Annotated in this window: 18 protein-coding genes and 1 pseudogene; 15 read left to right on the top strand and 4 right to left on the bottom strand. The window is 73.4% G+C overall.

Translation table 11 applies throughout. The annotated features are described in order from the left end of the window. Positions 1 to 46 precede the first annotated feature (46 nt). A complete protein-coding gene (locus TR49_RS40600) occupies positions 47 to 496 on the top strand; it encodes a hypothetical protein (protein WP_052434910.1) in 450 nt (149 codons plus the stop codon). Between the two features lie 33 nt (positions 497 to 529). Here the strand turns inward: TR49_RS40600 and coaA are convergent, their stop codons facing one another. Next, the gene (coaA, locus tag TR49_RS34880) at positions 530 to 1,510 is read right to left on the bottom strand and encodes a type I pantothenate kinase (protein ID WP_042389312.1); all 981 of its coding nucleotides are present in this window, start codon (positions 1,508 to 1,510) and stop codon (positions 530 to 532) included. 66 nt (positions 1,511 to 1,576) lie between these two features. Beyond that, positions 1,577 to 2,074, bottom strand: coding sequence for an FBP domain-containing protein (locus TR49_RS34875; RefSeq protein ID WP_042389309.1), 498 nt, complete (start codon positions 2,072 to 2,074; stop codon positions 1,577 to 1,579). 77 nt (positions 2,075 to 2,151) lie between these two features. Here TR49_RS34875 and TR49_RS34870 point away from each other — a divergent pair, with 77 nt between their 5' ends. Next, positions 2,152 to 2,694 carry a TetR/AcrR family transcriptional regulator gene (locus TR49_RS34870; RefSeq protein ID WP_369405359.1) on the top strand — a complete coding sequence of 181 codons (543 nt, stop codon included), beginning with the start codon at positions 2,152 to 2,154 and terminating at the stop codon, positions 2,692 to 2,694. A gap of 49 nt (positions 2,695 to 2,743) precedes the next feature. Here TR49_RS34870 and TR49_RS34865 read toward each other — a convergent pair whose 3' ends face one another. Continuing rightward, positions 2,744 to 5,953 carry an ATP-binding protein gene (locus TR49_RS34865; protein WP_042389303.1) on the bottom strand — a complete coding sequence of 1,070 codons (3,210 nt, stop codon included), beginning with the start codon at positions 5,951 to 5,953 and terminating at the stop codon, positions 2,744 to 2,746. A gap of 155 nt (positions 5,954 to 6,108) precedes the next feature. On the opposite strand from TR49_RS34865, the gene TR49_RS34860 reads away from it, so the two are divergent. The 13 genes and pseudogenes from TR49_RS34860 (at position 6,109) to TR49_RS34805 (ending at position 20,272) form a co-directional block, all read left to right on the top strand. Then, positions 6,109 to 7,026 carry an ABC transporter ATP-binding protein gene (locus tag TR49_RS34860; RefSeq protein ID WP_042389300.1) on the top strand — a complete coding sequence of 306 codons (918 nt, stop codon included), beginning with the start codon at positions 6,109 to 6,111 and terminating at the stop codon, positions 7,024 to 7,026. After that, positions 7,023 to 7,808: an ABC transporter permease gene (locus TR49_RS34855; protein ID WP_052434908.1), complete on the top strand. Its 786-nt coding sequence runs from the start codon at positions 7,023 to 7,025 to the stop codon at positions 7,806 to 7,808. Before TR49_RS34860 ends, TR49_RS34855 begins: the two co-directional genes overlap by 4 nt. Positions 7,809 to 7,837: 29 nt before the next feature. After that, positions 7,838 to 9,142: a sensor histidine kinase gene (locus TR49_RS34850; protein ID WP_236653663.1), complete on the top strand. Its 1,305-nt coding sequence runs from the start codon at positions 7,838 to 7,840 to the stop codon at positions 9,140 to 9,142. After that, positions 9,139 to 9,786 carry a response regulator gene (locus tag TR49_RS34845; protein WP_042389293.1) on the top strand — a complete coding sequence of 216 codons (648 nt, stop codon included), beginning with the start codon at positions 9,139 to 9,141 and terminating at the stop codon, positions 9,784 to 9,786. Before TR49_RS34850 ends, TR49_RS34845 begins: the two co-directional genes overlap by 4 nt. 133 nt (positions 9,787 to 9,919) lie before the next feature. Next, on the top strand, positions 9,920 to 11,788 hold the full coding sequence (gene glmS / locus TR49_RS34840; RefSeq protein WP_084725735.1) for a glutamine--fructose-6-phosphate transaminase (isomerizing): 1,869 nt from the start codon (positions 9,920 to 9,922) through the stop codon (positions 11,786 to 11,788). Positions 11,789 to 11,862: 74 nt separating this feature from the next. Next, positions 11,863 to 12,231 (top strand): holo-ACP synthase, encoded by a 369-nt coding sequence (locus tag TR49_RS34835; protein WP_042389287.1) that lies wholly within the window; start codon positions 11,863 to 11,865, stop codon positions 12,229 to 12,231. A 30-nt stretch (positions 12,232 to 12,261) separates the two neighbouring features. Beyond that, positions 12,262 to 13,740, top strand: a complete 1,479-nt coding sequence (locus TR49_RS34830) for a bifunctional ADP-dependent NAD(P)H-hydrate dehydratase/NAD(P)H-hydrate epimerase (protein ID WP_042389283.1) — start codon at positions 12,262 to 12,264, stop codon at positions 13,738 to 13,740. A 229-nt stretch (positions 13,741 to 13,969) separates the two neighbouring features. Continuing rightward, positions 13,970 to 14,341 (top strand): annotated as a pseudogene (locus TR49_RS34825) (L,D-transpeptidase); the annotation flags it as partial. 106 nt (positions 14,342 to 14,447) lie between these two features. Continuing rightward, positions 14,448 to 15,632, top strand: coding sequence for an alanine racemase (alr, locus tag TR49_RS34820; protein WP_042389279.1), 1,185 nt, complete (start codon positions 14,448 to 14,450; stop codon positions 15,630 to 15,632). 284 nt (positions 15,633 to 15,916) lie between these two features. Then, positions 15,917 to 17,251 carry an alpha/beta fold hydrolase gene (locus TR49_RS40595; RefSeq protein ID WP_439654152.1) on the top strand — a complete coding sequence of 445 codons (1,335 nt, stop codon included), beginning with the start codon at positions 15,917 to 15,919 and terminating at the stop codon, positions 17,249 to 17,251. A 42-nt stretch (positions 17,252 to 17,293) separates the two neighbouring features. Further along, the gene (gene tsaE / locus TR49_RS34810) at positions 17,294 to 17,827 is read left to right on the top strand and encodes a tRNA (adenosine(37)-N6)-threonylcarbamoyltransferase complex ATPase subunit type 1 TsaE (RefSeq protein ID WP_042389278.1); all 534 of its coding nucleotides are present in this window, start codon (positions 17,294 to 17,296) and stop codon (positions 17,825 to 17,827) included. Between the two features lie 100 nt (positions 17,828 to 17,927). Further along, complete coding sequence (locus tag TR49_RS44230; protein WP_160311690.1) at positions 17,928 to 18,092, top strand: hypothetical protein; 165 nt, start codon at positions 17,928 to 17,930, stop codon at positions 18,090 to 18,092. A gap of 260 nt (positions 18,093 to 18,352) precedes the next feature. Beyond that, entirely contained in the window at positions 18,353 to 20,272 is a 1,920-nt protein-coding gene (locus tag TR49_RS34805; protein WP_084725734.1) for a S53 family peptidase, read from the top strand. A gap of 80 nt (positions 20,273 to 20,352) precedes the next feature. Here TR49_RS34805 and TR49_RS34800 read toward each other — a convergent pair whose 3' ends face one another. Further along, positions 20,353 to 20,922, bottom strand: coding sequence for a hypothetical protein (locus tag TR49_RS34800; protein ID WP_042389274.1), 570 nt, complete (start codon positions 20,920 to 20,922; stop codon positions 20,353 to 20,355). Between the last annotated feature and the right edge of the window lie 68 nt (positions 20,923 to 20,990).

Below are 20,990 nucleotides of genomic sequence, written 5' to 3'. Positions count from 1 at the left end.
GATAGCGTCCGCGGGCGTTATCCGGTTTCGTTGAGGGGGTCCCGTCTTGAACATTGATTTCAGCAGTTCGCCCGGCTTCTCGGCCTATGTCGTCCTGCTTCTGATCAGCGGCATCGCGATGCTGGTCATCGCCGCGCTCAACAGCAGCGGCCAGACGACCGGCTGGCGCATCTTCAACGCCGTCGTGGGCGTCGGCTTCTTCGGCTACGGCATCTATCTGGGCTTCGTGTTCACCGGCGGGTCCTACCTCATCCTGTTCAAGGTGTTCATCCTGCCGGTCGCGCTGATCGTGAACTTCTTCCGCTCGCGGAAGTCGCGCCAGACCGACGCGGCCGCGCCGCAGATGTACGTCCCGACGCAGGGCGTTCCGCAGCAGTACGACGCGGCGGCGCCGTACGCCTACACGCCGCAGGCGCCGGTGACGCCGCAGCAGACCACGCCGTACCAGCCGACGCAGCCGGCCCAGCCGCCGGTGCCGCAGGCGCCGCAGGGCTGAGGCGGGGTCAGAGCTTTCGGTCAGAGGTTTCGGTCAGAGCTTTCGCAGGCTGACCCGCTGGACCTTGTGGTCAGGGCCCTTGCGCAGCACGAGATCGGCGCGGCCGCGGGTCGGGGCGACGTTCTCGACGAGGTTCGGGCGGTTGATCGTGCGCCACAGGTGGCGGGCGTAGTCGAGCGCCTCGGCCTCGGGCACCTCGGCGTAGCGGCGGAAGTAGGACTCCGGGTTCTGGAACGCCGTCTGGCGCAGCTTGCGGAAGCGCTCCAGGTACCACTTCTCGATGTCGTCCGGGCGGGCGTCGACGTAGATGGAGAAGTCGAAGAAGTCCGCCACCGCGACCCGCGTGCGCCCGTCCTGCCCCGGCAGGGCGGGCTGCAGCACGTTCAGGCCCTCGACGATGAGGATGTCCGGGCGGTGCACGGTCAGCCGCTCGTCCTCGACGATGTCGTAGACGAGGTGGGAGTAGACCGGCGCGGTGACCTCGTCCTTGCCCGACTTCACGTCGGCGACGAAGCGGGTCAGCGCGCGGCGGTCGTAGGACTCGGGGAAGCCCTTGCGGGACATCAGGCCGCGGCGGCGGAGCTCGGCGTTGGGCAGCAGGAAGCCGTCCGTGGTCACCAGCTCGACGCGCGGGTGCTCCGGCCAGCGGGCCAGCATGGCCTGCAGCAGGCGGGCCGTCGTGGACTTGCCGACGGCGACGGACCCGGCGACGCCGATGACGAACGGCGTGCCGGACTGGGTGTGGGTGTGCTCGTTGCTGTCGAGGAAGTCGTTGAGGGCGCCTCGCAGGGCCCCCGTGGCCGTCACGTACAGGTTCAGCAGCCGTGACAGCGGCAGGTAGACGTCCTGGACCTCCTGCAGGTCGATGACGTCGCCGAGACCCCGCAGCCGCTCCAGTTCGGCGGCGGTCAGCGGCAGCGGCGTGCGCTCGTGGAGCGCGCTCCACTCCGCGCGGTCGAGGTCGACGAAGGGGGACGCGTCGGCGCGGCGTTGGGCTTCCAGCGTTGGGGGCACCGTCCTATTGTCTGCCGACTTCCGGAAGGTCCGCGCCGAGAGATATGTCTCAAACTGCGCTCGTGTTCACCTCAAGACCTTGTCGAGGAAGTCGTCGAGCTTGGTGCTCAGCCGCCCGATCTGCTCCTCCCGGCTGAGCGACTCCTCGAACCGCGCCCCCGGCTCGGCCTGCTTGAGGCCCCGGACGTACAGCGAGCAGGCGAGGTCGGTGCACATGTAGAGGCCGACGGAGTTGCCCTCCCGTCCGGCCTTGCCCGCGCGTCGGGCGGTCAGCAGCGAGACGCCGCTGCGGGGGTGGGTGGTCAGGCACAGGGAGCAGAGGCTGCGCTGCAGGAAGCCCCGTTGCGGCGGCGGGAAGCGCAGGGCGATGCCGACGAGCGAGCCGTCCGGCCGCTCCGCGACGAGTGCGCAGCGGTCGGGCGCGCCCGGATCGCGCCACCCGAGGAAGTCGAGGTCGGCGAAGGGCCGCTCGTCCAGGTCCCGCGGCAGGTACAGGCGCGCGGCCTCGCCCTTGGTGCAGTTGACGAAGGACGCGCGGATCCGGGATTCGGTGAGCTTCTGCATGGTTCCGACGGTAGAGTTTCCTAGGAGTCCTAGGCAAACGAATAACAGCTATAGGTGGAGGAGGCTCGTTGGCACGCATGGGCCTGACCGCGGACCGCGTCGCCCGTGAGGCGGCGGATCTGGCCGACGAGGCCGGCTTCGACAAGCTCACCGTCGCGGCGGTGGCCCGCCGCGTCGGCGTGGCGGACGCCAGCCTCTACGCGCACGTGCGCAACCTCGCCGAGCTGCGGGAACGGGTCGCCATGCTGGCGGCGGGCGAGCTCGCGGACGTCCTCGGCGAGGCGGTCGCCGGGCGCGCCGGGCGCAGCGCGCTCGTCTCCTTCGCGAACGCGTACCGCGACTTCGCACACGGGCGGCCGGGGCGCTACGCGGCGACGCAGCTCCCGGTCGAGTCCGAGGGCGGCCGGCGCGTGGTGGCGGCGTGCGCGGCGCTTCTGCGCGGTTACGCGCTGGACGACACGGCGCAGATCGACGCCGTCCGCCTGCTGTGCAGCACGCTGCACGGCTGGGTCACCCTGGAGGCGGCGAACCGGTTCCGGCTCGGGCGGCCGATGGAGGAGTCCTGGCAGGTGGCGCTGGACCTGCTGGACGGCGCGCTCGTCGCCCTGTCCGGGGGCTGACGGCCCGCCTCGGCGGCGTCCCCCGGCCGCCTCCTCCCTGGCCGGGGCCTCAGGACGGGTCGGCGGCGGATCCGAGGCCGGGCGGGCGGAGCTCGCCCAGGCCGAGCAGGTCGAGCAGCTCCTGGCGCGAGGTCGAGCGGCCGCGCGCGTAGGCCTCCTCGAAGCGTTCCTCGCCGAGCGCGGCCCGCGCGGCCTCGCGGTTGGCGGCCAGCTCGGGGGAGGAGCGGTCCGGCACGCCGCGCTGCCCGTGCGCGGAGCCGAGCAGGTACGCCGCGCGCTCCGCATCGCCCTGACGCAGCGCCAGGTCGCCGAAGCCCTGGAGGGCGGCGGCCACGATCGGTCCGTCGTAGGACTCGGCGGCCGCGCGCAGCGCGTCGGCGTGGGCGTCGGCGGCCTCGTCGAGGCGGTCGCAGGCGCCCAGGGTGAGGCCGAGCTCGGTCAGCAGCACCGACCTCATCTGCGGCAGCCCGTTGATCCGGTGGTGCAGCAGGGCCAGTGCCTCCTCCAGCAGCGGCAGCCCCCGCTCGGGTGTGCCAGTGCGCCGGTAGGCGCTGGCCAGCGCGCTGTGGGTGACCAGCAGCGGCGACCACGCGCCGTTGCTGCGCACGGACACGACCAGCCGCTCGAGCTCGGCGACGGCCTCCGCGCTCTCGGCGTGCGCGTAACGGGCGGCGATCATGCGGGCCCGGTAGTCGGGCGCGTCGGCGTTGACGCCCATCCGCTGCTCGAAGCCGATGGCCTGCTCCCACAGCGCGACCGCGGCGTCCACGTCACCGCGCCACAGCGCGTAGTCGGCCAGCCCGGAGCAGCAGAAGGAACGCCCCCACAGGTCGCCGACCTCGCGGAACTGCTCGGCGGCCACGCGCAGCGTCTCCTCGGCCTCCTCGGCCCGGCCGTCGTTCTGCAGCGCGAAGCCGAGGAAGAGCCGTCCGGTGGCCCGCACCCACGGATGGGGGACGTCGAAGAGGTCCCGGGCCATGCCGGAGACGGTCCAGTCCTGCTGTTCGAAGAGCGCGGTCATGATGTCGAGCAGCGGCAGCAGCGGGTGCACGGCGGGGTCCGGCAGGGCGTCGCGCAGCTCCTTCGCCCGGTGCAGCATGGCCAGGGTCGACGTCAGCATCCAGTCGGTGTCGAGGGCGTACAGCGCGGTGATGCCGCAGGCGACGGCGCGCGGCAGCGGCGCGACGTCGGCGGCGGGCAGCGCCAGCGCCTGGTACACCAGCGGCATGTTCTCGCCCTGGTCGCCGCGCCGCCACAGGTACCAGCCCAGCCCGGCCACCAGACGGTTCGCGGTGTCGGCGTCGCCGCGCTCCACGGACCAGCGCAGGGCTGCGATCAGGTCGTCGTGGGAGGCGCTGAAGCTCGCGAGGGCGGCGATCTGGCCGAGGCCGTAGAGCTCGGGCTCGTTTCGTTCGGCGAGGGCCAGATGGTGGGCGGCGTGCGCGTCCCGGGTGGAGGTGGTGGCGCCCTCCTCGTCCAGGCGTTCGGCGGCGTAGACGCGGATCGTCTCCAGCAGCCGGTAGCGGCCGGAGTCGGTGCGGACCACCAGGGACTTGTCGACCAGGGAGGCGAGCACGTCGAAGATCTGGTCCTCGGTCAGCTCCGCCGTCGGGCAGATCCGCTCCACCGCGTCGAGGCCGGCCGGCCCGGAGAAGACGGAGAGGCGGGCGAGCAGGGCGCGTTCCGGCGCCTCCAGCAGGTCCCAGCTCCAGTCGACGACGGCGCGCAGGGTGCGGTGGCGCGGCAACGCGTCCCTGCTGCCGCCGGTCAGCAGGCGGAACCGCTGGGCGAGCCGGTCGGCGATGCCCTGCGGGTCCAGCGAACGCATCCGTGCGGCGGCGAGCTCGATCGCGAGCGGCTGGCCGTCCAGCGCGCGGCAGACCGCCACCACCGTGGCGAGCTCCGCGGCGGTCGGCGTCCAGCCCGGCCGCACGGCGACGGCGCGGTCGAGGAAGAGCCGGACGGCCGGGTAGTCGTCGGGGGCCCGGCCGAACGCGGGCCCGCCGCCGCCGGGATCGGGGTCCGGCAGCGCGAGCGGCGGCACCGGGCGCAGCTGCTCACCGGTGATGGCCAGCGGTTCCCTGCTGGTCGCGAGGACGCGCAGATGCGGGCAGGCGGCGAGCAGCCGCGCGGAGAGCGAGGCGGCCGCGTCGATCAGATGCTCGCAGTTGTCGAGGATCAGCAGCAGCTCGGTTGTGCCGATCACGTTGATCAGCCGCTCGGTGACGTCCGCCGGGTTGCCGCCCGGGTGCGTGACGGACGGAACGGTCTCGCGCCAGTGCAGTGTCGCCGCCACCGTGCCCGGGAGGTCGGCCGGGTCCTTGACCGGGGCGAGCTCGACCAGGCGCAGCTGCGTGGGGTGGCGGCGCGCGGACTCCACGGCCAGCCGGGTCTTGCCCGCGCCGCCCGGGCCGATGAGGGTGACCAGGCGCGAGGTGGTGAGGTCCGCCCGCACGGCGGCGACCTCCGCGTCGCGGCCGAGGAAGCTGGTCAGCGCGGCGGGCAGGTCGTGTCGGCCTACGGGCTCCGCAGGCCGCGGTTCGTCGGCCTCGGGCGCGCCACCCGCAGGCCCGGACGTCGCAGGCCCGGACGCCGCAGGCCCGGCGAGGACGGCCAGGTGGGCGTCCCTGAGCAGCGGGGACGGGTCGGCGCCCAGCTCCTCCGCGAGGACCGCGCGGGCCTGCTCGTACTCGGCGAGGGCCTCCGCGTCCCGCCCCGCCTGGTGCAGTGCGCGCAGCAGCTGGGCGCGCGGGCGCTCGCGCAGCGGCTCGGCGGCGACGGCCGCGCGCAGCACGGGGATGTGCGGCGTGCCGTTCCCGGCGGCGAGGTCGGCGTCGACCACGTCGTCCTTGGCGGAGCGCCACAGGGACAGCAGCCGCAGCACCTCGTCGGGGTGACCGGGGAGGTCCGGCTCGCCGTGCCACAGGGCGAGCGCGCGGCGGTGCTCCCCGGCCTGGAGCAGGCGGGAGAACTCGGCCACGTCCGTGTCCAGGCCCAGCCGGTAGCCGGCCGGGGTGAGCTCGACCGCGTCGCGGCCGAGCGCGCCACGCAGCCGCGAGGCGAGCGCCTGGACGGCGTTGGCCGGGTTGGCGGGCGGCTCGTCGGGCCAGAGCGTCTCCGTCAGCGTGCCCACGGAGACGGGCCTGCCGCCGGACAGGGCCAGGGTGACGAGCAGGGTGCGGAGCCGCTCGCCCTTCAGCTCGACGGCTGCGCCGTCGGGGTCGGTGAGGGACAGAGGTCCGAGCATTCGAATCCGCACGGGCCCCATTGTGCCGGGACGGCCCGCATCAACCGATCGGTTGATGCGGGCCTCAACCGAAAGGCTCGACAGGGATGACCCGACGGTCGATCCGCGGCGGGCCGCTCACGCGGGAACGTGGAGGCGTACCGGGAACCGGCGAGGGGAGCGAGACCATGGCGGTCATCGAGGTGGAGCGGCTGCACAAGCGCTACGGGGGTGACGTGGCCGTCCACGAGGTCTCGTTCGAGGTCGAGCGGGGGGAGATCTTCGGGGTCCTGGGGCCGAACGGCGCCGGGAAGACCACGACGGTCGAGTGCCTCTCCGGGCTCCGCAGGCGCGACGGGGGACGCGTCTCGGTGCTCGGCCTCGATCCGGAGGCCCAGCGCGACGCGCTGCGGCAGGTACTGGGCGTACAGCTTCAGCACAGCGCGCTGCCCGATCGGCTGAGGGTGCGTGAGGCGCTGGAGCTGTACGCCTCCTTCTACCGGCAGCCGGCCGACGTCGGCGAGCTGCTGGCGCGCCTGGGACTGAAGGAGAAGGCCGGCACCGCCTACAAGAAGCTCTCCGGCGGCCAGCAGCAGCGGCTCGCCATCGCCCTGGCGATGGTCGGCAGCCCCCGGGTGGTGGTGCTGGACGAGCTGACGACGGGTCTGGATCCGCACGCCCGGCGCGCCACCTGGGAGATGGTCGAGCAGATCCGCGACGCCGGGGTCACCGTGCTGCTGGTGACGCACTTCATGGAGGAGGCCGAGCGGCTCTGCGACCGGGTCGCGCTGATCGACGCCGGCCGGGTCGTCGCCGTCGACACCCCGGCCGGGCTCGCCGCGCGGGCAGGGCGCGAGCAGCGGATGCGGTTCCGTCCGTCCGCGCCGCTGGAGGACGCGGCCTTGCTCGCGCTGCCCGAGGTGACGCGGGTGCAGCGGCACGGCCCGCAGGTCGAGGTCGTCGGCACGGGGAACCTGGTGCACGCCGTCACCGCGCTGCTGGCCCGGCGTCAGATCATCGCCGGCGACCTCCGGGTCGAGCAGACCAGCCTGGACGACGCGTTCGTCTCCCTCACCACCCACACCACCTCTGGAGCGACGTCATGACCACGGCCCTGCCCACCACCGCGTCCGAGGGCCCGCGGGCCGCCCTCGGGATGACCCGCAAGGGCTTCGGCAAGCTCACCGCCACCCAGGCGAGGCTGCTGCTGCGCGAGCCCGCCGCGCTGGTCTGGCTCCTCGTGCCCGTCGTGCTGGTGGTCGTGCTGGGGAGCATCCCCGGCTTCCGCACCCCGCAGGCCTCGCTGGGCGGGCAGCGGGTGATCGACGTCTACGTGCCGACCTGCGCCGCGATGGTGCCGCTCTTCCTCTCGCTGACCGCGCTGCCGATGACGCTGGCCGCCTACCGTGAGAAGGACGTGCTGCGGCGGCTCTCGGTCAGCCCGGTGCCCGCGGCCGGGGTGCTCGGCGCGCTGGTCGCCGTGGTCGCCGCCGTGGCGACGGCCGGAGTGGCGCTGGTGACGGCGATCGGGGCGCTGGTCTTCGACGTCTCCGCCCCGGCCCACCCGATCGCCGTGGTCGCGGGCTTCGTGCTGGGCGGCGCGGCAGTGCTGGCGCTCGGCCTGGTGGTGGCGGCGCGGGCGCGCACGGGAGCCGTCGCCAGCGGGCTGGGCGTGCCGCTGATGGTGCTGAACTTCTTCGCCAGCGGCCTGTATGTCCCGGTCGCCGAACTGCCGCACACGCTCCAGCAGATCTGCGCGGTGATCCCCTTCGGCGCGGTGACGGCAGTCTGGTCGGGGCAGGGCGTGCTCTGGCAGCACCTGCTGGTTCTCGTGGGGTGGACGGTGGCGGGCTCCCTGGCGGCGGTGCGCTGGTTCCGGTGGGAGTGAAGGAGCCGGGGGAGTGGATGATGATCGCCGTGACTGCGACTCCTGACACGACGGGGACTCCCGGGCCAAAGAGCGGCCCGGTGGGCCGTGAGGACGAGAACCGGCCGCACCGGGTCTTGGGCTGGATCCCGTACCTGGGGCTCGGGGTCGCGATCATGCTCGCGCTGGTGACCGGCCGGGTCGAGGGCTCGCGGGTGGCGGTGATGCTCGGCCTGTCCTCGCTCGCGGCCGGGTGGCAGTACACGATGCACGTCCAGGTCGCGGACCGGGAGCGGCGGCAGGTCAAGGCGGTGGTCTTCTACCTCGGCCTGGTGGCGCTCATCGCGGCGCTGGTGACGGTCAGTCCGTTCTTCGGCTTCTTCGCCTTCTCCGGCTACCTGCAGATCGGCCTGCTGCCGCGACGGCTCTGGCCGCCCGCGATCGCGGTCATCGCCGGACTGGTTGCGACCACACAGGTCGGCGGCGTGCAGAACATCACCCACGGGCTGCTGGCGCCGTTTCTCGGGCTGGTCGTGGTCAACGTCCTGGTCGCGGGCGTGGTCACCTACCAGAGCCTGGAGGAGGACCAGCGCAGCCACCGTCGCGCCCGGCACATCGACGAACTGGCGGAGGCCAACCGGCGTCTGTGCGAGGCGCTGGAGGAGAACGCGGGCCTGCACGCCCAGCTCGTGGCCCAGGCCCGGGAGGCGGGCGTGATGGACGAGCGGCAGCGGATGGCGGGAGAGATCCACGACACCATCGCCCAGGGCCTGACCGGAATCGTCACCCAGTTGGAGGCCGCCGCGCACGCCGACCACGACCCGGAGCGTCGCGCCCGGCATCGTGAGCTCGCCCGCCGGATGGCCAGGGAGAGCCTGGCCGAGGCCCGGCGTTCGGTGCAGGCGCTGCGTCCCGGTCCGCTGGCCGAGGCGCAGCTGCCGGAGGCGGTGAAGGAGATGGCCGACCGTTGGGCGCAGACCTCGGGCGTGCCGGTGCGGGTGGAGGTGACCGGCAGCCCGGTACCGCTGCTGCCGGTCGTCGAGGTGGTGCTGTTCCGGGTGGCTCAGGAGGGGCTGGCCAACATCGCCAAGCATGCGGCGGCGACCCGGGCGGGGGTCACCCTCTCCTACACCGACGAGGTGGTCCTGCTCGACGTGGTGGACGACGGCGTCGGCTTCCGCCCCGATGCGGGCGGTGTGGAGAGCTACGGGCTGACGGCGATGCGGCAGCGGCTGCGACAGATAGGCGGGCTGCTGGAGATCGAGAGCTCCCCGGGTGAGGGCACCGCGCTGAGTGCCCAGGCACCCGTCGCGGGGCCGGAGCAGGCACCGCCGCCGGGGGAGAATGACGCGTGACCATTCGCCTGCTCATCGTCGACGACCATCCGATCGTGCGGGACGGCCTGCGCGGCATCTTCGACCAGGACCCGGACTTCGAGGTGGTCGGTGAGGCCGGCGACGGGGCCGAGGGCGTCGAGCGGGCGCTCGCTCTGACGCCGGACGTGGTCCTGCTGGACCTCCGGATGCCCGGGATGGGAGGCGTGGAGGCCATCCGGCGGCTGCGCGAACGGGCGCCCGCGATCCGGGTGCTGGTGGTCACCACCTACGACAGCGACGCCGACGTGCTGCCCGCCGTGGAGGCGGGGGCGACGGGCTACCTGCTCAAGGACGCCCCGCGCGAGGAGCTGGTCCGCGCGGTGCGCGCCGCCCACCAGGGGCAGGCGGTGCTCGCGCCCAGCGTCGCGCAGAAGCTGCTCGGCCACGTCTCGCGGTCGGTCGGTCGCGCGTCCGCACCGGAGCCCTCGGCGACGCTGACTGACCGCGAGCTGGAGATCCTCCGGCTGGTCGCGGCGGGCACCAGCAACAAGGAGGCCGCGAAGCGGCTCTTCATCAGCGAGGCGACGGTCAAGACGCACCTGCTCCACCTGTACGGCAAGCTCGGCGTCCGGGACCGGGCGGCGGCGGTGGCGGCCGGCTACCAGCGGGGTCTGCTGACCTGACGTCACATTCGGGGGTGAGGCCCCCTTTTGCCAAGACTTGTCTGCAATGCGGCTTATAAAGCTGTGAGCCTCGTCGCATTTTCGGCCGACGAGCGGAGGCGAGGGCTCCGCGAGCGGGCCTTAAGCTGGGGCGATGTGCGGAATCGTTGGTTACGTGGGCGAGCAGCCCGCCCTGGACGTCGTCCTGTCCGGGCTGCGGCGCCTGGAGTACCGGGGATACGACTCGGCCGGTGTGGCCGTGCAGACCCCCGAAGGCGACCTCGCGGTCGCGAAGAAGGCCGGAAAGCTCGCCAATCTTGAGGCGCTGCTGGCCGAGACCCCCCTGGCCGAGGGCACGGTCGGGATAGGCCACACCCGTTGGGCGACCCACGGTGGCCCGACCGACGCCAACGCCCACCCCCACGTGGGCGGCGCGGGCAAGGTCGCGGTCGTGCACAACGGGATCATCGAGAACTTCGCCCGGCTGCGCCTGGAGCTGACCGAGCGCGGCCACGTGCTCACCTCCGAGACCGACACCGAGGTCGTCGCGCACCTGCTGGCCGAGGCCGTCGACGCGCAGCGGGCAGGCGGCGCGGAGCTGGACCTCGCCGAGGCGATGCGCTCGGTCTGCCGCCAGCTCGACGGCGCGTTCACGCTGGTCGCCGAGCACGCCGATGCCCCCGGCGTCGTCGTCGGCGCCCGCCGCAACTCGCCGCTGGTCGTCGGCGTCGGCCAGGGCGAGAACTTCCTCGCCTCCGACGTGGCCGCCTTCATCGCGCACACCCGCGACGCCATCGAGCTCGGCCAGGACCAGGTCGTCGAGCTGCGCCGCGAGGGCGTCACCGTCACCGACTTCCACGGCAAGCCCGGCGACTTCCGCGAGTACCACGTGGACTGGGACGCCTCCGCCGCCGAGAAGGGCGGCTACGACTACTTCATGCTCAAGGAGATCGCCGAGCAGCCGAAGGCCGTCGCCGACACCCTTCTCGGCCGCATCGGCACCGACGGCCGGCTCACCCTCGACGAGCTGCGCATCGACGACCAGGTCCTGCGCGAGATCGACAAGGTCGTCATCGTCGCCTGCGGCACCGCCTTCCACGCCGGCCTGATCGCCAAGTACGCGATCGAGCACTGGACCCGCATCCCCTGCGAGGTCGAGGTCGCCTCGGAGTTCCGCTACCGCGACCCGATCATGGACGCACAGACCCTGGTCATCGCCATCTCCCAGTCCGGCGAGACCATGGACACCCTGATGGCGCTGCGTCACGCCCGCGAGCAGGGCGCCAAGGTGCTGGCCATCTGCAACACCAACGGTTCCACGATTCCGCGCGAGTCCGACGCCGTCCTCTACACCCACGCAGGCCCCGAGGTCGCGGTCGCCTCCACCAAGGCGTTCCTGACCCAGCTGGTCGCCTGCTACCTGGTCGCCCTGTACCTGGGCCAGGTCCGCGGCACCAAGTGGGGCGACGAGATCTTCGAGGTCATCCGCCAGCTCGCCGACGCCCCGCGTCAGGTCGAGCAGGTGCTGGAGACCATGGAGCCGGTCCGCGAGCTGGCCCGCTCCCTGGCCGACGCCAAGTCGGTCCTGTTCCTCGGCCGCCACGTGGGCTACCCGGTGGCACTGGAGGGCGCGCTCAAGCTCAAGGAGCTCGCCTACATGCACGCCGAGGGCTTCGCGGCGGGCGAGCTGAAGCACGGTCCGATCGCGCTGATCGAGGAGGGTCTGCCGGTCGTCGTGGTCGTCCCGTCGCCGCGCGGCCGCTCGGTGCTGCACGACAAGATCGTCTCCAACATCCAGGAGATCCGCGCCCGCGGCGCCCGCACCCTGGTCATCGCGGAGGAGGGCGACGAGGCGGTCGTGCCGTACGCCGACCACCTGGTCCGCATCCCGCAGACGCCGACGCTGCTCCAGCCGCTGGTGGCGACCGTGCCGCTGCAGGTCTTCGCCTGCGAGCTGGCCACGGCCAAGGGCCACGAGGTGGACCAGCCGCGCAACCTGGCCAAGTCGGTGACGGTCGAGTAGGCCGTCCCTGACAGAGTTGGGGTCCGGACGCACCACGCGTCCGGACCCCTTCTTCGTCGTTTGGGAGCAGTCGAATGATCATCGGAGTCGGCATCGACGTCGCGGAGATCAGACGTTTCGAGGAGTCACTGCAGCGCACCCCCGCGATGGCCGACCGCCTGTTCACCCCCGACGAGCTGCTGCTGCCCAGCGGGGAGCGGCGCGGCATCGCCTCGCTCGCGGCCCGGTTCGCCGCCAAGGAGGCCCTGGCCAAGGCGCTCGGCGCGCCCGGCAACCTGGAGTGGACCGACGCCGAGGTCCGCACCGAGTCGACCGGCCGTCCCGTGCTGACCGTCCGCGGCACGGTCGCCGCCTGCGCGGCGCGTCTGGGCGTGACCACCTGGCATCTCTCCCTGAGCCACGACGCGGGCGTAGCGTCGGCGGTGGTGATCGCCGAGGGGTGAGCCGGCAAGGTCTCTAAGGAGCGGACGGGCATGCGTCGAGCACATGCGGTGGAGTGGGTCCGGGCGGCCGAGGGCGAGCTGATGGCCCGTCTTCCCGAGGGCACGCTGATGCAACGGGCGGCGGCGGGCCTCGCCGCGACCTGCGCGGAGCTGCTGCGCGAGGGCGTGCCGGGCCGCGTGTACGGGAGCCGGGTGCTGGTGCTCGCGGGCAGCGGCGACAACGGTGGCGACGCGCTCTACGCCGGTGCCCGGCTGGCCCGGCGCGGCGCGCGGGTCCGGGCGGCGCTGCTGGCACCGGAGCACGCTCATGCGGGTGGCCTGGCGGCGCTGCTCGCGGCCGGGGGTCGGGTGACGGACGATCCGGCCGACGCCGAGGGTGCGGACCTGGTCCTCGACGGGATCGTCGGCATCGGCGGACGCGGCCCGCTGCGGGATGCGGCGCTGCCGTGGGTCACGGCGGCGGAGCAGGGCGGGGCGACCGTCGTCGCCGTCGACCTGCCCAGCGGCGTCGACCCGGACACGGGCGCCGTCCCGGGCGCGGCCGTCCGCGCGGACGTGACGGTCACCTTCGGCACCTACAAGCCGGGCCTGCTCGTCGACCCGGGCGCGTCGTACGCGGGTGTGGTGCGGCTGGTGGACATCGGCCTGGGTGAGGTCCGGGGCGCAGTCCCGGGCGCGCCCCTCGACGGACACGTGCTGGAGTCGCTGCAGCAGGAGGACGTCGCGGCGCTGCTGCCGGAGCCGGATGCGGAGAGCGACAAGTACCGGCGCGGCGTCGTCGGCGTCGCGGCCGGATCGGCGCGCTATCCCGGTGCGGCCGTGCTCGCCGTGGGGGCGGCCCTGCACGGCGGCGTCGGCGCGGTCCGCTACGCGGGCGCCGCGGCCCGCGAGGTGGTGCGCGCCCATCCCGAGGCCCTGGTCGGGGAGGGCGGCCCGAAGGACGCCGGCCGCGTCCAGGCCTGGGTGGTCGGCCCCGGCCTCTCCCAGGACGCCGACGCGGAACGCGCCGTCGAGGAGGCGCTGGACGCGGGCGTCCCGGTCCTGGTCGACGCGGACGGCCTGCGCCTGCTGGCCCGACGCGGAGCCGCACCGGCGAACGCCCTGCTCACCCCGCACGCGGGGGAGGCCGTCGCGCTCCTCGCCGGCATCGGCGTGACGGCGACGCGCGAGCAGGTCGAAGCCGAGCGCCTGCACCACGCGCGGGAACTGGCCCGTGGTTACGGCTGCACGGTGCTGCTCAAGGGCAGCACGACCGTGGTCGCCGCGCCGACCGGCCCGGCGCGGGTCAACCCCACCGGAACCTCCCAACTCGCCACCGCAGGCAGCGGCGACGTCCTGTCCGGCCTGGCCGGGGCGTTGCTCGCCGCCGGCCTCGACCCCCTCGACGCCGGTTCCGTGGCCGCCTACCTCCACGGCCTGGCCGGCCGCCTCTCCGCCGACGGCGCGCCGACCACGGCGGGCGCGGTCACCGCGGCCCTCCCGGACGCCTGGCGGCGCAGTTCGGAGTGACGCCGCACACACCTCTGCTGCAACCATTGAGCCTCTCAGTAGGTCTTCATACGACAAGGCCATTCGTGGGAAGCCGCCATGGGGAAGGCAGGGGCGAATGATGCGTTCGAAGGCGAGGGCGCGGGTGACCGCCGTCGCGTTGGCGACGGCGGCGTTGCTCGGCGGGGTGGGCGCCGTGGGGGCGGGGCAGGCGGACGCGGTGACCAGGGCCACCTGGTCGCCGACGCACTGTCTGACGAACGTGGGCCGGGTGGCCTGCGTGGATCTGACCCATCAGCGGCTGTGGATCCAGGACGGGAGCAGGATCGTCTACGGCCCCGTCCAGGTGCGTACCGGTCGGCGCGGCTACGCCACCCGTGACGGGCTGTTCCACGTGTACTGGCGTGACCTCCACCACGTCTCCAGCCTCTACAACGTGGCGATGCCGTACTCGCAGTTCTTCAGCGGCGGACAGGCGCTCCACGCCGTCGGCATCCCGATGTCCACCCCGCCGGGCTCGCACGGCTGCGTCAACATGACCATGCACGACGCCGCCAAGGTGTGGGGCCTGCTCAGGCTCGGTTCCCCGGTCGACGTCTTCGGGCGCAAGCCGGGCACCTGATCGGGTCGGCCGAGGCCGGCCCGCATCGAACCTCTGCACGACGCGCACCTGTGGCGCCCGTCACCTTTGGACGGGCGCCCTCGTGCTTCTGGGAGACTGTCACCCGATGGACACTGCACTGCGAGCCGAAGCCCTGATCGACCTGGCGGCGCTGCGTGGCAACCTCGCCGCGCTGCGCGAGCGCACCCGGCGCACGGGGTCGGCCGAGATCATGTCCGTGGTCAAGGCGGACGCCTACGGCCACGGCGCGCTGCCGTGCGCCCGCACGGCCGTGGCCGCGGGTGTGCGCTGGCTCGGCACCGCCACGCCCGAGGAGGCGCTCGCGCTGCGCGCGGGCGGCATCGGACCGGAGCAGGCCCGCGTGCTGTGCTGGCTGTGGACGCCCGGTAGCCCGTGGCGCGACGCGGTCGCGCAGGACGTCGACATCTCCGTCAGCGGACTGTGGGCGCTGCCGCACGTGCTCGACGCCGTGCGCGCGAGCGGCCGCCCGGCGCGGGTGCAGCTGAAGGCCGACACCGGCCTCGGCCGCAACGGCGCCCAGCCCGCGGACTGGCCCGAGCTGGTCGCCGCCGCGCGCGCCGCCGAGACGGAGGGGCTGATCACCGTCACCGGCGTCTGGTCGCACTTCGCCTGCGCCGACGAGCCGGGTCACCCGTCCATCGCCGCGCAGCTCGACGCCTACCGCGAGGCGCTCGCCGTCGCCGAGGCCGCGGGACTGCGACCGGAGGTGCGGCACATCGCGAACTCCCCGGCGACGCTGACGCTGCCGGAGTCCCACTTCGACCTGGTCCGGGTCGGGCTCGCCCAGTACGGGCTCTCGCCGGTCCCCGAGGTCGGCGGGCCCGACGACTTCGGGCTGCGCCCGGTGATGACGCTCCAGGCCCGGATCGCCAACGTCAAGCGCGTCCCGGCCGAGCACGGCGTCTCCTACGGGCACACCTACACGACCCCCGGCGAGACCACGCTCGCCCTCGTCCCGGTCGGCTACGCCGACGGCATCCCCCGCCACGCGAGCGGGACCGGGCCGGTCTGGCTCGCGGACAAGTGGCGCACGATCGCCGGGCGCGTCGCCATGGACCAGTTCGTCGTCGACCTCGGCGGCGACTCGGCCACGGTGGGCGACGTCGCGGTGCTGTTCGGCGCGGGCGACCACGGCGAGCCGACGGCCGAGGACTGGGCGCGCGCGGCCGGGACCATCTCCTACGAGATCGTCACGCGGATCGGTGCGCGGGTGCCGCGCCGCTACCTCGGTGAGCCGGGTGCTCCGGGCGGCCCGGGCGGTCACGGCTGATGGCCGCCGACGGGGGCGGTGCGTCCGGCCCGAGGTCCGGGCTGACCTCGGGCGCGGGCGACGTGGTCCGTCAGGTCCGCGACGCGGCCGGTTCCGTCGTCGGTGACGTCGCCGCGGGGCGCTGGAGCCGCGCGGGCATCGTCGGCGTCTCCCTCGGCGTGGTCGCCGCGGGCGCGGCGGCCGGTGTCGCCATCGAACGCCTCTCCGTCGGCCGCGAGATGCGCCGCCGTGCCGAGGCCGAACTGGATGCCGCCGCCGCCTTCGGCTCGTTGCGCGGCACCCCACTGCACGTCCAGGCACCGGACGGCACCGACCTCTACGCCGAACTCGACGGCACCGGCTGGGCCGGCACGGAGACGACCGTCGCCCGCGAGGCGACGGCGCGGGCGGCGGAGGCGGCCGCGGCCCGCGGTGAGGCGGCCGACGGCACGGCGCGTGAGGCGAACGCCCGGCCCGTCTCGCTCGCGACGGTCGAGCCGGATGGTGACACGGCAACGGCGCGGCCGGCCCCGGGGTCAACGCGAGGGCACACGGCGCGCGTTGGTGAGCCTGTGGCCGGTCCTCGCCGGTCCCGGGAGCCGGACGACGTCGGCGCGGAGGACCAGGCGCCCGTCCGTCCCCGTGGGCTGCGCGGGTGGCTCGGGCGGCGGCGCGGCGGGGCGGCGGAGCCGGAGCCGGGGCCGCTCGGCGGGGTGCTGGCCGGGGTCGGCACCTGGCTCGGGGCGGCGCCGACGCCGCCGCTGACGGTGGTGTTCGTGCACGGGTACTGCCTGAACCAGGACAGCTGGCACTTCCAGCGCGAGGCGTTCCGGGACGGCCTGCGGCTGGTCTTCTTCGACCAGCGCAGTCACGGGCGGTCCGAGCGTTCGCGCAGCTACCTCGCCGGAGAGCCCGCCTCGATCGACCAGCTCGGCGGGGACCTGGGCGCGGTCATCGACGCCGTCGCGCCGACCGGGCCGCTGGTGCTGGTCGGGCACTCGATGGGCGGGATGACCGTGATGGCCCTGGCCGACCAGCGACCCGAGCTGTTCGCCGAGCGCGTCGCCGGCGTCGCGCTGCTCGGGACCACCGCGGGGAACTGGCGTGACGTCACCTTCGGCCTGCCCGGGGTCGGGGCGCGGATGTTCCACCGGGTCGGCCCCGGCGTCATCAAGGCACTGGGCCGTCAGGCGGGGCTGGTCGAACGCGGCAGACGGCTGAGCAGCGAACTGACGGCGGCCGTCTACCACCGTTTCTCCTTCGGGACCGACGACGTCGACCCGGCCCGCGCGCGCTTCGCGCAGCTGCTGCTGGAGTCGACGCCGGTGGACGTGGTCGCGGAGTTCTTCCCGGCCTTCCCCACCCACGACAAGACCGCCGCGCTCGCGGTGCTACGCGACCTGCCGACGCTCGTCCTCGCGGGCACGGGGGACCTGCTGACCCCGCCCGCGCACAGCGAGGCCATCGCCGCCGAACTGCCCGACGCCGAGCTGGAGATACTGCCCGACACCGGGCACCTGCTGATGCTCGAGCGTCCCGAGCTGGTCAACGCCCGCCTGGCCCGGCTGCTGGAGCGCGCCGCCGCGCACTGCGGCGCCGCACTGCCGCCGTCGGTGCACCGGCTCGCCGAACACACCTGAACCTGAAGCACCAGCCGCACCACGGAAGGACCGCCGAACACCATGGGCAACGCCGCCACCCTCACCGTCCCGGACCCGGCCGCGATGCAGGAGCTCGGCCGCACCCTGGCCACCGTGCTGCGCCCCGGCGACCTGGTGCTGCTCTCCGGCGAGCTCGGCGCCGGCAAGACCACGCTGACCCGCGGCCTGGGCGAGGGCCTGGGCGTGCGCGGCGCGGTCACCTCGCCGACCTTCGTCATCGCCCGGGTGCACCCCTCGCTGGTGGGCGGCCCGGCGCTGGTCCATGTGGACGCCTACCGGCTGGGCGGCGGCCTGGACCAGATGGAGGACCTGGACCTGGACGTCTCGCTGCCGGACTCGGTGATCGTGGTCGAGTGGGGCGAGGGCAAGGTCGAGGGGCTCTCGGAGTCGCGGCTGGAGGTGCGCATCGAGCGCGCCCTCGGCGGCGAGGAGGGGCTCTCGCTGGAGCAGGACCTCGACCCCGACGTCCCGGACGTGCGCACGGTGACCCTGGACGGCATCGGCCCGCGCTGGGCCGACGTCGACCTGGGCGCGCTGGCGGCCGCCCGCGCCTGATCGGCTCGGTGGGGTGAGGCCCGCCGGTCGGCGGTTGTGTTCCCGACGCGCTGTCGGGAAGATGAACCGAGCCAGCGCCGACACCCCTCGGGGAGACCGCATGCCCGGTATGACCCCCTCCGTCCGTATCGTCACCGATGCCCAGGATCGTCCTGCGCCCTGCGAGGAGACCGGCCCGTCGACGGCCCCCGCGCCCGAGGTGACGGTGGCTCGGCTGCTCGCGTGCAGCGCCTCCGTCGAGGCGGTCTGTCAGCCGCCCGAGTGACGCATGGTCAATTTCCGTTAGCGGGTTGTGGTGCGAGTAAAGGGATTTGTCGACCCGTTGTGGAATGTTGCCCATTGTTAAATTCGGCGTTGCCACCACTGCACTCGGTAACACCGGGTCTCGCACTCTTGACCCAAGGTTCATTCCCCGGTTCGATTCCCCCTGTCACAACAGGGGGCTCGTCAGATCCCACTGTTCTTGCGGCCCGGGGAGGATGTTCCATGCACATCAGGGGAGTAAACCGGCGTGCCGGCGTGGCGATGGCAGCGACCCTGCCGCTGCTCGCCGCCGTCGTCGCGGCGGGATCGCCCGCCGTCGCCGCGGCAACGCCGCAGGGGCACGCGGTTGCGGGCGGCAAGCCCGCGTGGACCGCGTCCGCCGCGGACCGCGGGCAGACCTCGGCTCACGACTCGGTCACTGCGCGCGTCTATCTGACGGGTGATCAGGCCGGTCTGCAGCAGCTCGTGTCCCAGATCTCGGACCCGACCAGCGCCGACTACGGCCACTACCTGAGCGCCGCTCAGGTCAAGCAGCGCTTCGGCGCCTCCAAGGCGCAGATCGCCAAGGTCGTCGCCTGGCTGCACGGCGCGGGCCTGCGCACCACCGTCGACCCGGCCGGCAACTACGTCGCCGTCACCGGTGACGTCTCGGCCGTGCAGCGCGCCTTCGGCGTGCAGCTGCACGACTTCGCGGTCTCCGGCCACGTCTACCGCGCCCCGACCGCCTCGCCGGTCGTCCCGGCCGCGGTCGCCGACACGGTGCTGACCGTCACCGGCCTGAGCAACAAGCCGTCGCTGATGACCCACGACGACACGCTGCCCGGCCCCGGCGCCGCGTTCGTCAACGCCGGCCCGTTCTCCAGCTACTACGGCTCCAACGCGGCCAAGACGCTGCCGAAGGCCTACGGCAGGACGGTCCCGTACGCCATCAAGGGCTACAACGGCCACCAGCTGCGCTCCGCCTACGGCGCGACGGCGACCGGCAAGACCGGCAAGGGCGTCACCGTCGCGATCGTCGACGCGTACGACTCGCCGACCATCAACGCCGACATCCGCACCTACGCCCAGCGCAACGGCGACGCGGCCTACAAGAACGGCCAGTTCAAGCAGACCGACGCGGCCACCTGGACGCAGACCGCCGACAACGAGTGCGGCGCCTCCGGCTGGTACGGCGAGCAGACGCTCGACATCGAGGCGGTCCACGCGGTCGCCCCGTCGGCGGACATCCGCTACGTCGGCGCGGCCTCCTGCCAGGACGCGGACCTGATCGACGCGCTCAACACGATCGTCACGAACCGGCTGGCCACCATCGTCTCCGACTCCTGGGGCGAGCCCGAGAACGCGAGCGACCCGGCCAGCGACGCGGTCTACGACGACATCTTCCTGCGCGGCGCGGCCGAGGGCATCGGCTTCTACTTCTCCTCCGGTGACAACGGCGACGAGGTCGCCAACACCGGTACGAGGCAGAGCGACATGCCCGCCTCCCTGCCGTACGTGACCGCGGTCGGCGGCACCTCGCTGGCCGTCGGCAAGCGCGGCAACTACGAGTTCGAGACGGGCTGGGGCACCGGCAAGTCCACGCTCTCGGCCGACGGCAAGAGCTGGGTCGGCTTCCCCGGCGCCTTCCACGGCGGCGCGGGCGGCGGCACCAGCGCGCGCGTCGCGCAGCCCTGGTTCCAGAAGAACCTCGTCCCCTCCGCGCTCTCGCACGCGAACGGCAACAAGTCCGCGATGCGCGTCGTGCCGGACGTGGCGGCGGTCGCCGACCCGACCACCGGCTTCCTGGTCGGCCAGACCCAGACCTGGCCCGACGGCACCGTCAAGTACGGTGAGTACCGCATCGGCGGCACCAGCCTCGCCTCCCCGGTCTTCGCGGCCCTCCAGGCGCTGGCCCAGCAGGAGCAGGGCTTCCCGCTCGGCTTCGCCGACCCGGCGATCTACGCCCGCCACGGTCTCTTCCACGACGTGACCGACCACCCGTTCGGCCCGAACGTCGGCTTGGCCGACGCCCGTGTCGACTTCGTGAACAGCGTCGACGCCTCCCAGGGCCTCGCGGTCTCGCTGCGGACCCTCGGTCAGGACTCCTCGCTGAACGCCACCAGGGGCTACGACGACGTCACCGGCGTCGGCAGCCCGAACGCGCGGTACATCGAGTCCTACAACTGGCGCGACCGGCACTGACGCACGACTGAACCACCGCTGAACCACCAAAGCGCCCCCCGCACCGTCGGTGCGGGGGGCGCTCCACGTTCCGGGCGGGGTCACGCCACGACGACGACCTTGGTGTCGAACGGCGCGAAGTCGAACAGCGCCTGACCGTCGGCGACGGTCTCGCGGATGCCGCCGGTCTTCCTGCTCGGGTCCGCCGCCGGGGTCGAGCCGTCGACGGCGGAGCTGAAGCCGATGGAGATCCCCTCGTGGACGGCGAAGCGCACGATGTTCTTCACCTTCTTGCCGTCCGAGCCGGTGATCGGTCCGGCGGTGGTGCTGGTGACGGAGTAGGTGCCAGGCAGCGGGTCGACCGACCCCGGCTGGACGGTGAAGGTCCGGGCCTGGCCCGACTGGGACGGATCGACCAGCCACACCCGCTTCTGGCTCACCGAGTACACCAGGCGCTTCCCGGCGCCGGAGTCCTTCGGCACCGTGGCGGGCCTGCTCGGGCTCGCCTTCCCGGCCGCCGCACTGCTGGCGGCGACGCTCGGCGCCTTGCCTCCGGTCCCTGCCGTGACCGAGGACGCGGAGCTCTTCGCCTGCACGGCGAGCACGGCGACGACGGCGAGGGCGCCGGCGGTCAGCACGGTGACGACCGAGCCCGAACCGAGTTTCGCCACGGGATCCTCCAACGGAGCGGCAAGCAGCAGTGGCCTTTCGGGCCTAAGCCTCTCATCCTCCCACCTGT

Origin of the sequence: Streptacidiphilus melanogenes (assembly GCF_000787835.1) — a bacterium.
GTDB classification, from domain to species: Bacteria; Actinomycetota; Actinomycetes; order Streptomycetales; family Streptomycetaceae; genus Streptacidiphilus; species Streptacidiphilus melanogenes.
Note: the sequence above shows the minus strand (reverse complement) of the source record. Positions and strands in the feature narration are given on the sequence as shown.

Bases quoted from the DNA above. Each gene is read 5' to 3' on its own strand.
- TR49_RS34835 (WP_042389287.1), top strand. From the start codon at position 11,863: ATGATCATCGGAGTCGGCATCGACGTCGCGGAGATCAGACGTTTCGAG.
- TR49_RS34875 (WP_042389309.1), bottom strand. From the start codon at position 2,074: ATGCAGAAGCTCACCGAATCCCGGATCCGCGCGTCCTTCGTCAACTGC.
- TR49_RS34870 (WP_369405359.1), top strand. From the start codon at position 2,152: ATGGGCCTGACCGCGGACCGCGTCGCCCGTGAGGCGGCGGATCTGGCC.
- TR49_RS34830 (WP_042389283.1), top strand. From the start codon at position 12,262: ATGCGTCGAGCACATGCGGTGGAGTGGGTCCGGGCGGCCGAGGGCGAG.
- TR49_RS34860 (WP_042389300.1), top strand. From the start codon at position 6,109: ATGGCGGTCATCGAGGTGGAGCGGCTGCACAAGCGCTACGGGGGTGAC.
- glmS (WP_084725735.1), top strand. From the start codon at position 9,920: ATGTGCGGAATCGTTGGTTACGTGGGCGAGCAGCCCGCCCTGGACGTC.
- TR49_RS34855 (WP_052434908.1), top strand. From the start codon at position 7,023: ATGACCACGGCCCTGCCCACCACCGCGTCCGAGGGCCCGCGGGCCGCC.
- alr (WP_042389279.1), top strand. From the start codon at position 14,448: ATGGACACTGCACTGCGAGCCGAAGCCCTGATCGACCTGGCGGCGCTG.
- TR49_RS44230 (WP_160311690.1), top strand. From the start codon at position 17,928: ATGCCCGGTATGACCCCCTCCGTCCGTATCGTCACCGATGCCCAGGAT.
- tsaE (WP_042389278.1), top strand. From the start codon at position 17,294: ATGGGCAACGCCGCCACCCTCACCGTCCCGGACCCGGCCGCGATGCAG.
- TR49_RS34805 (WP_084725734.1), top strand. From the start codon at position 18,353: ATGGCAGCGACCCTGCCGCTGCTCGCCGCCGTCGTCGCGGCGGGATCG.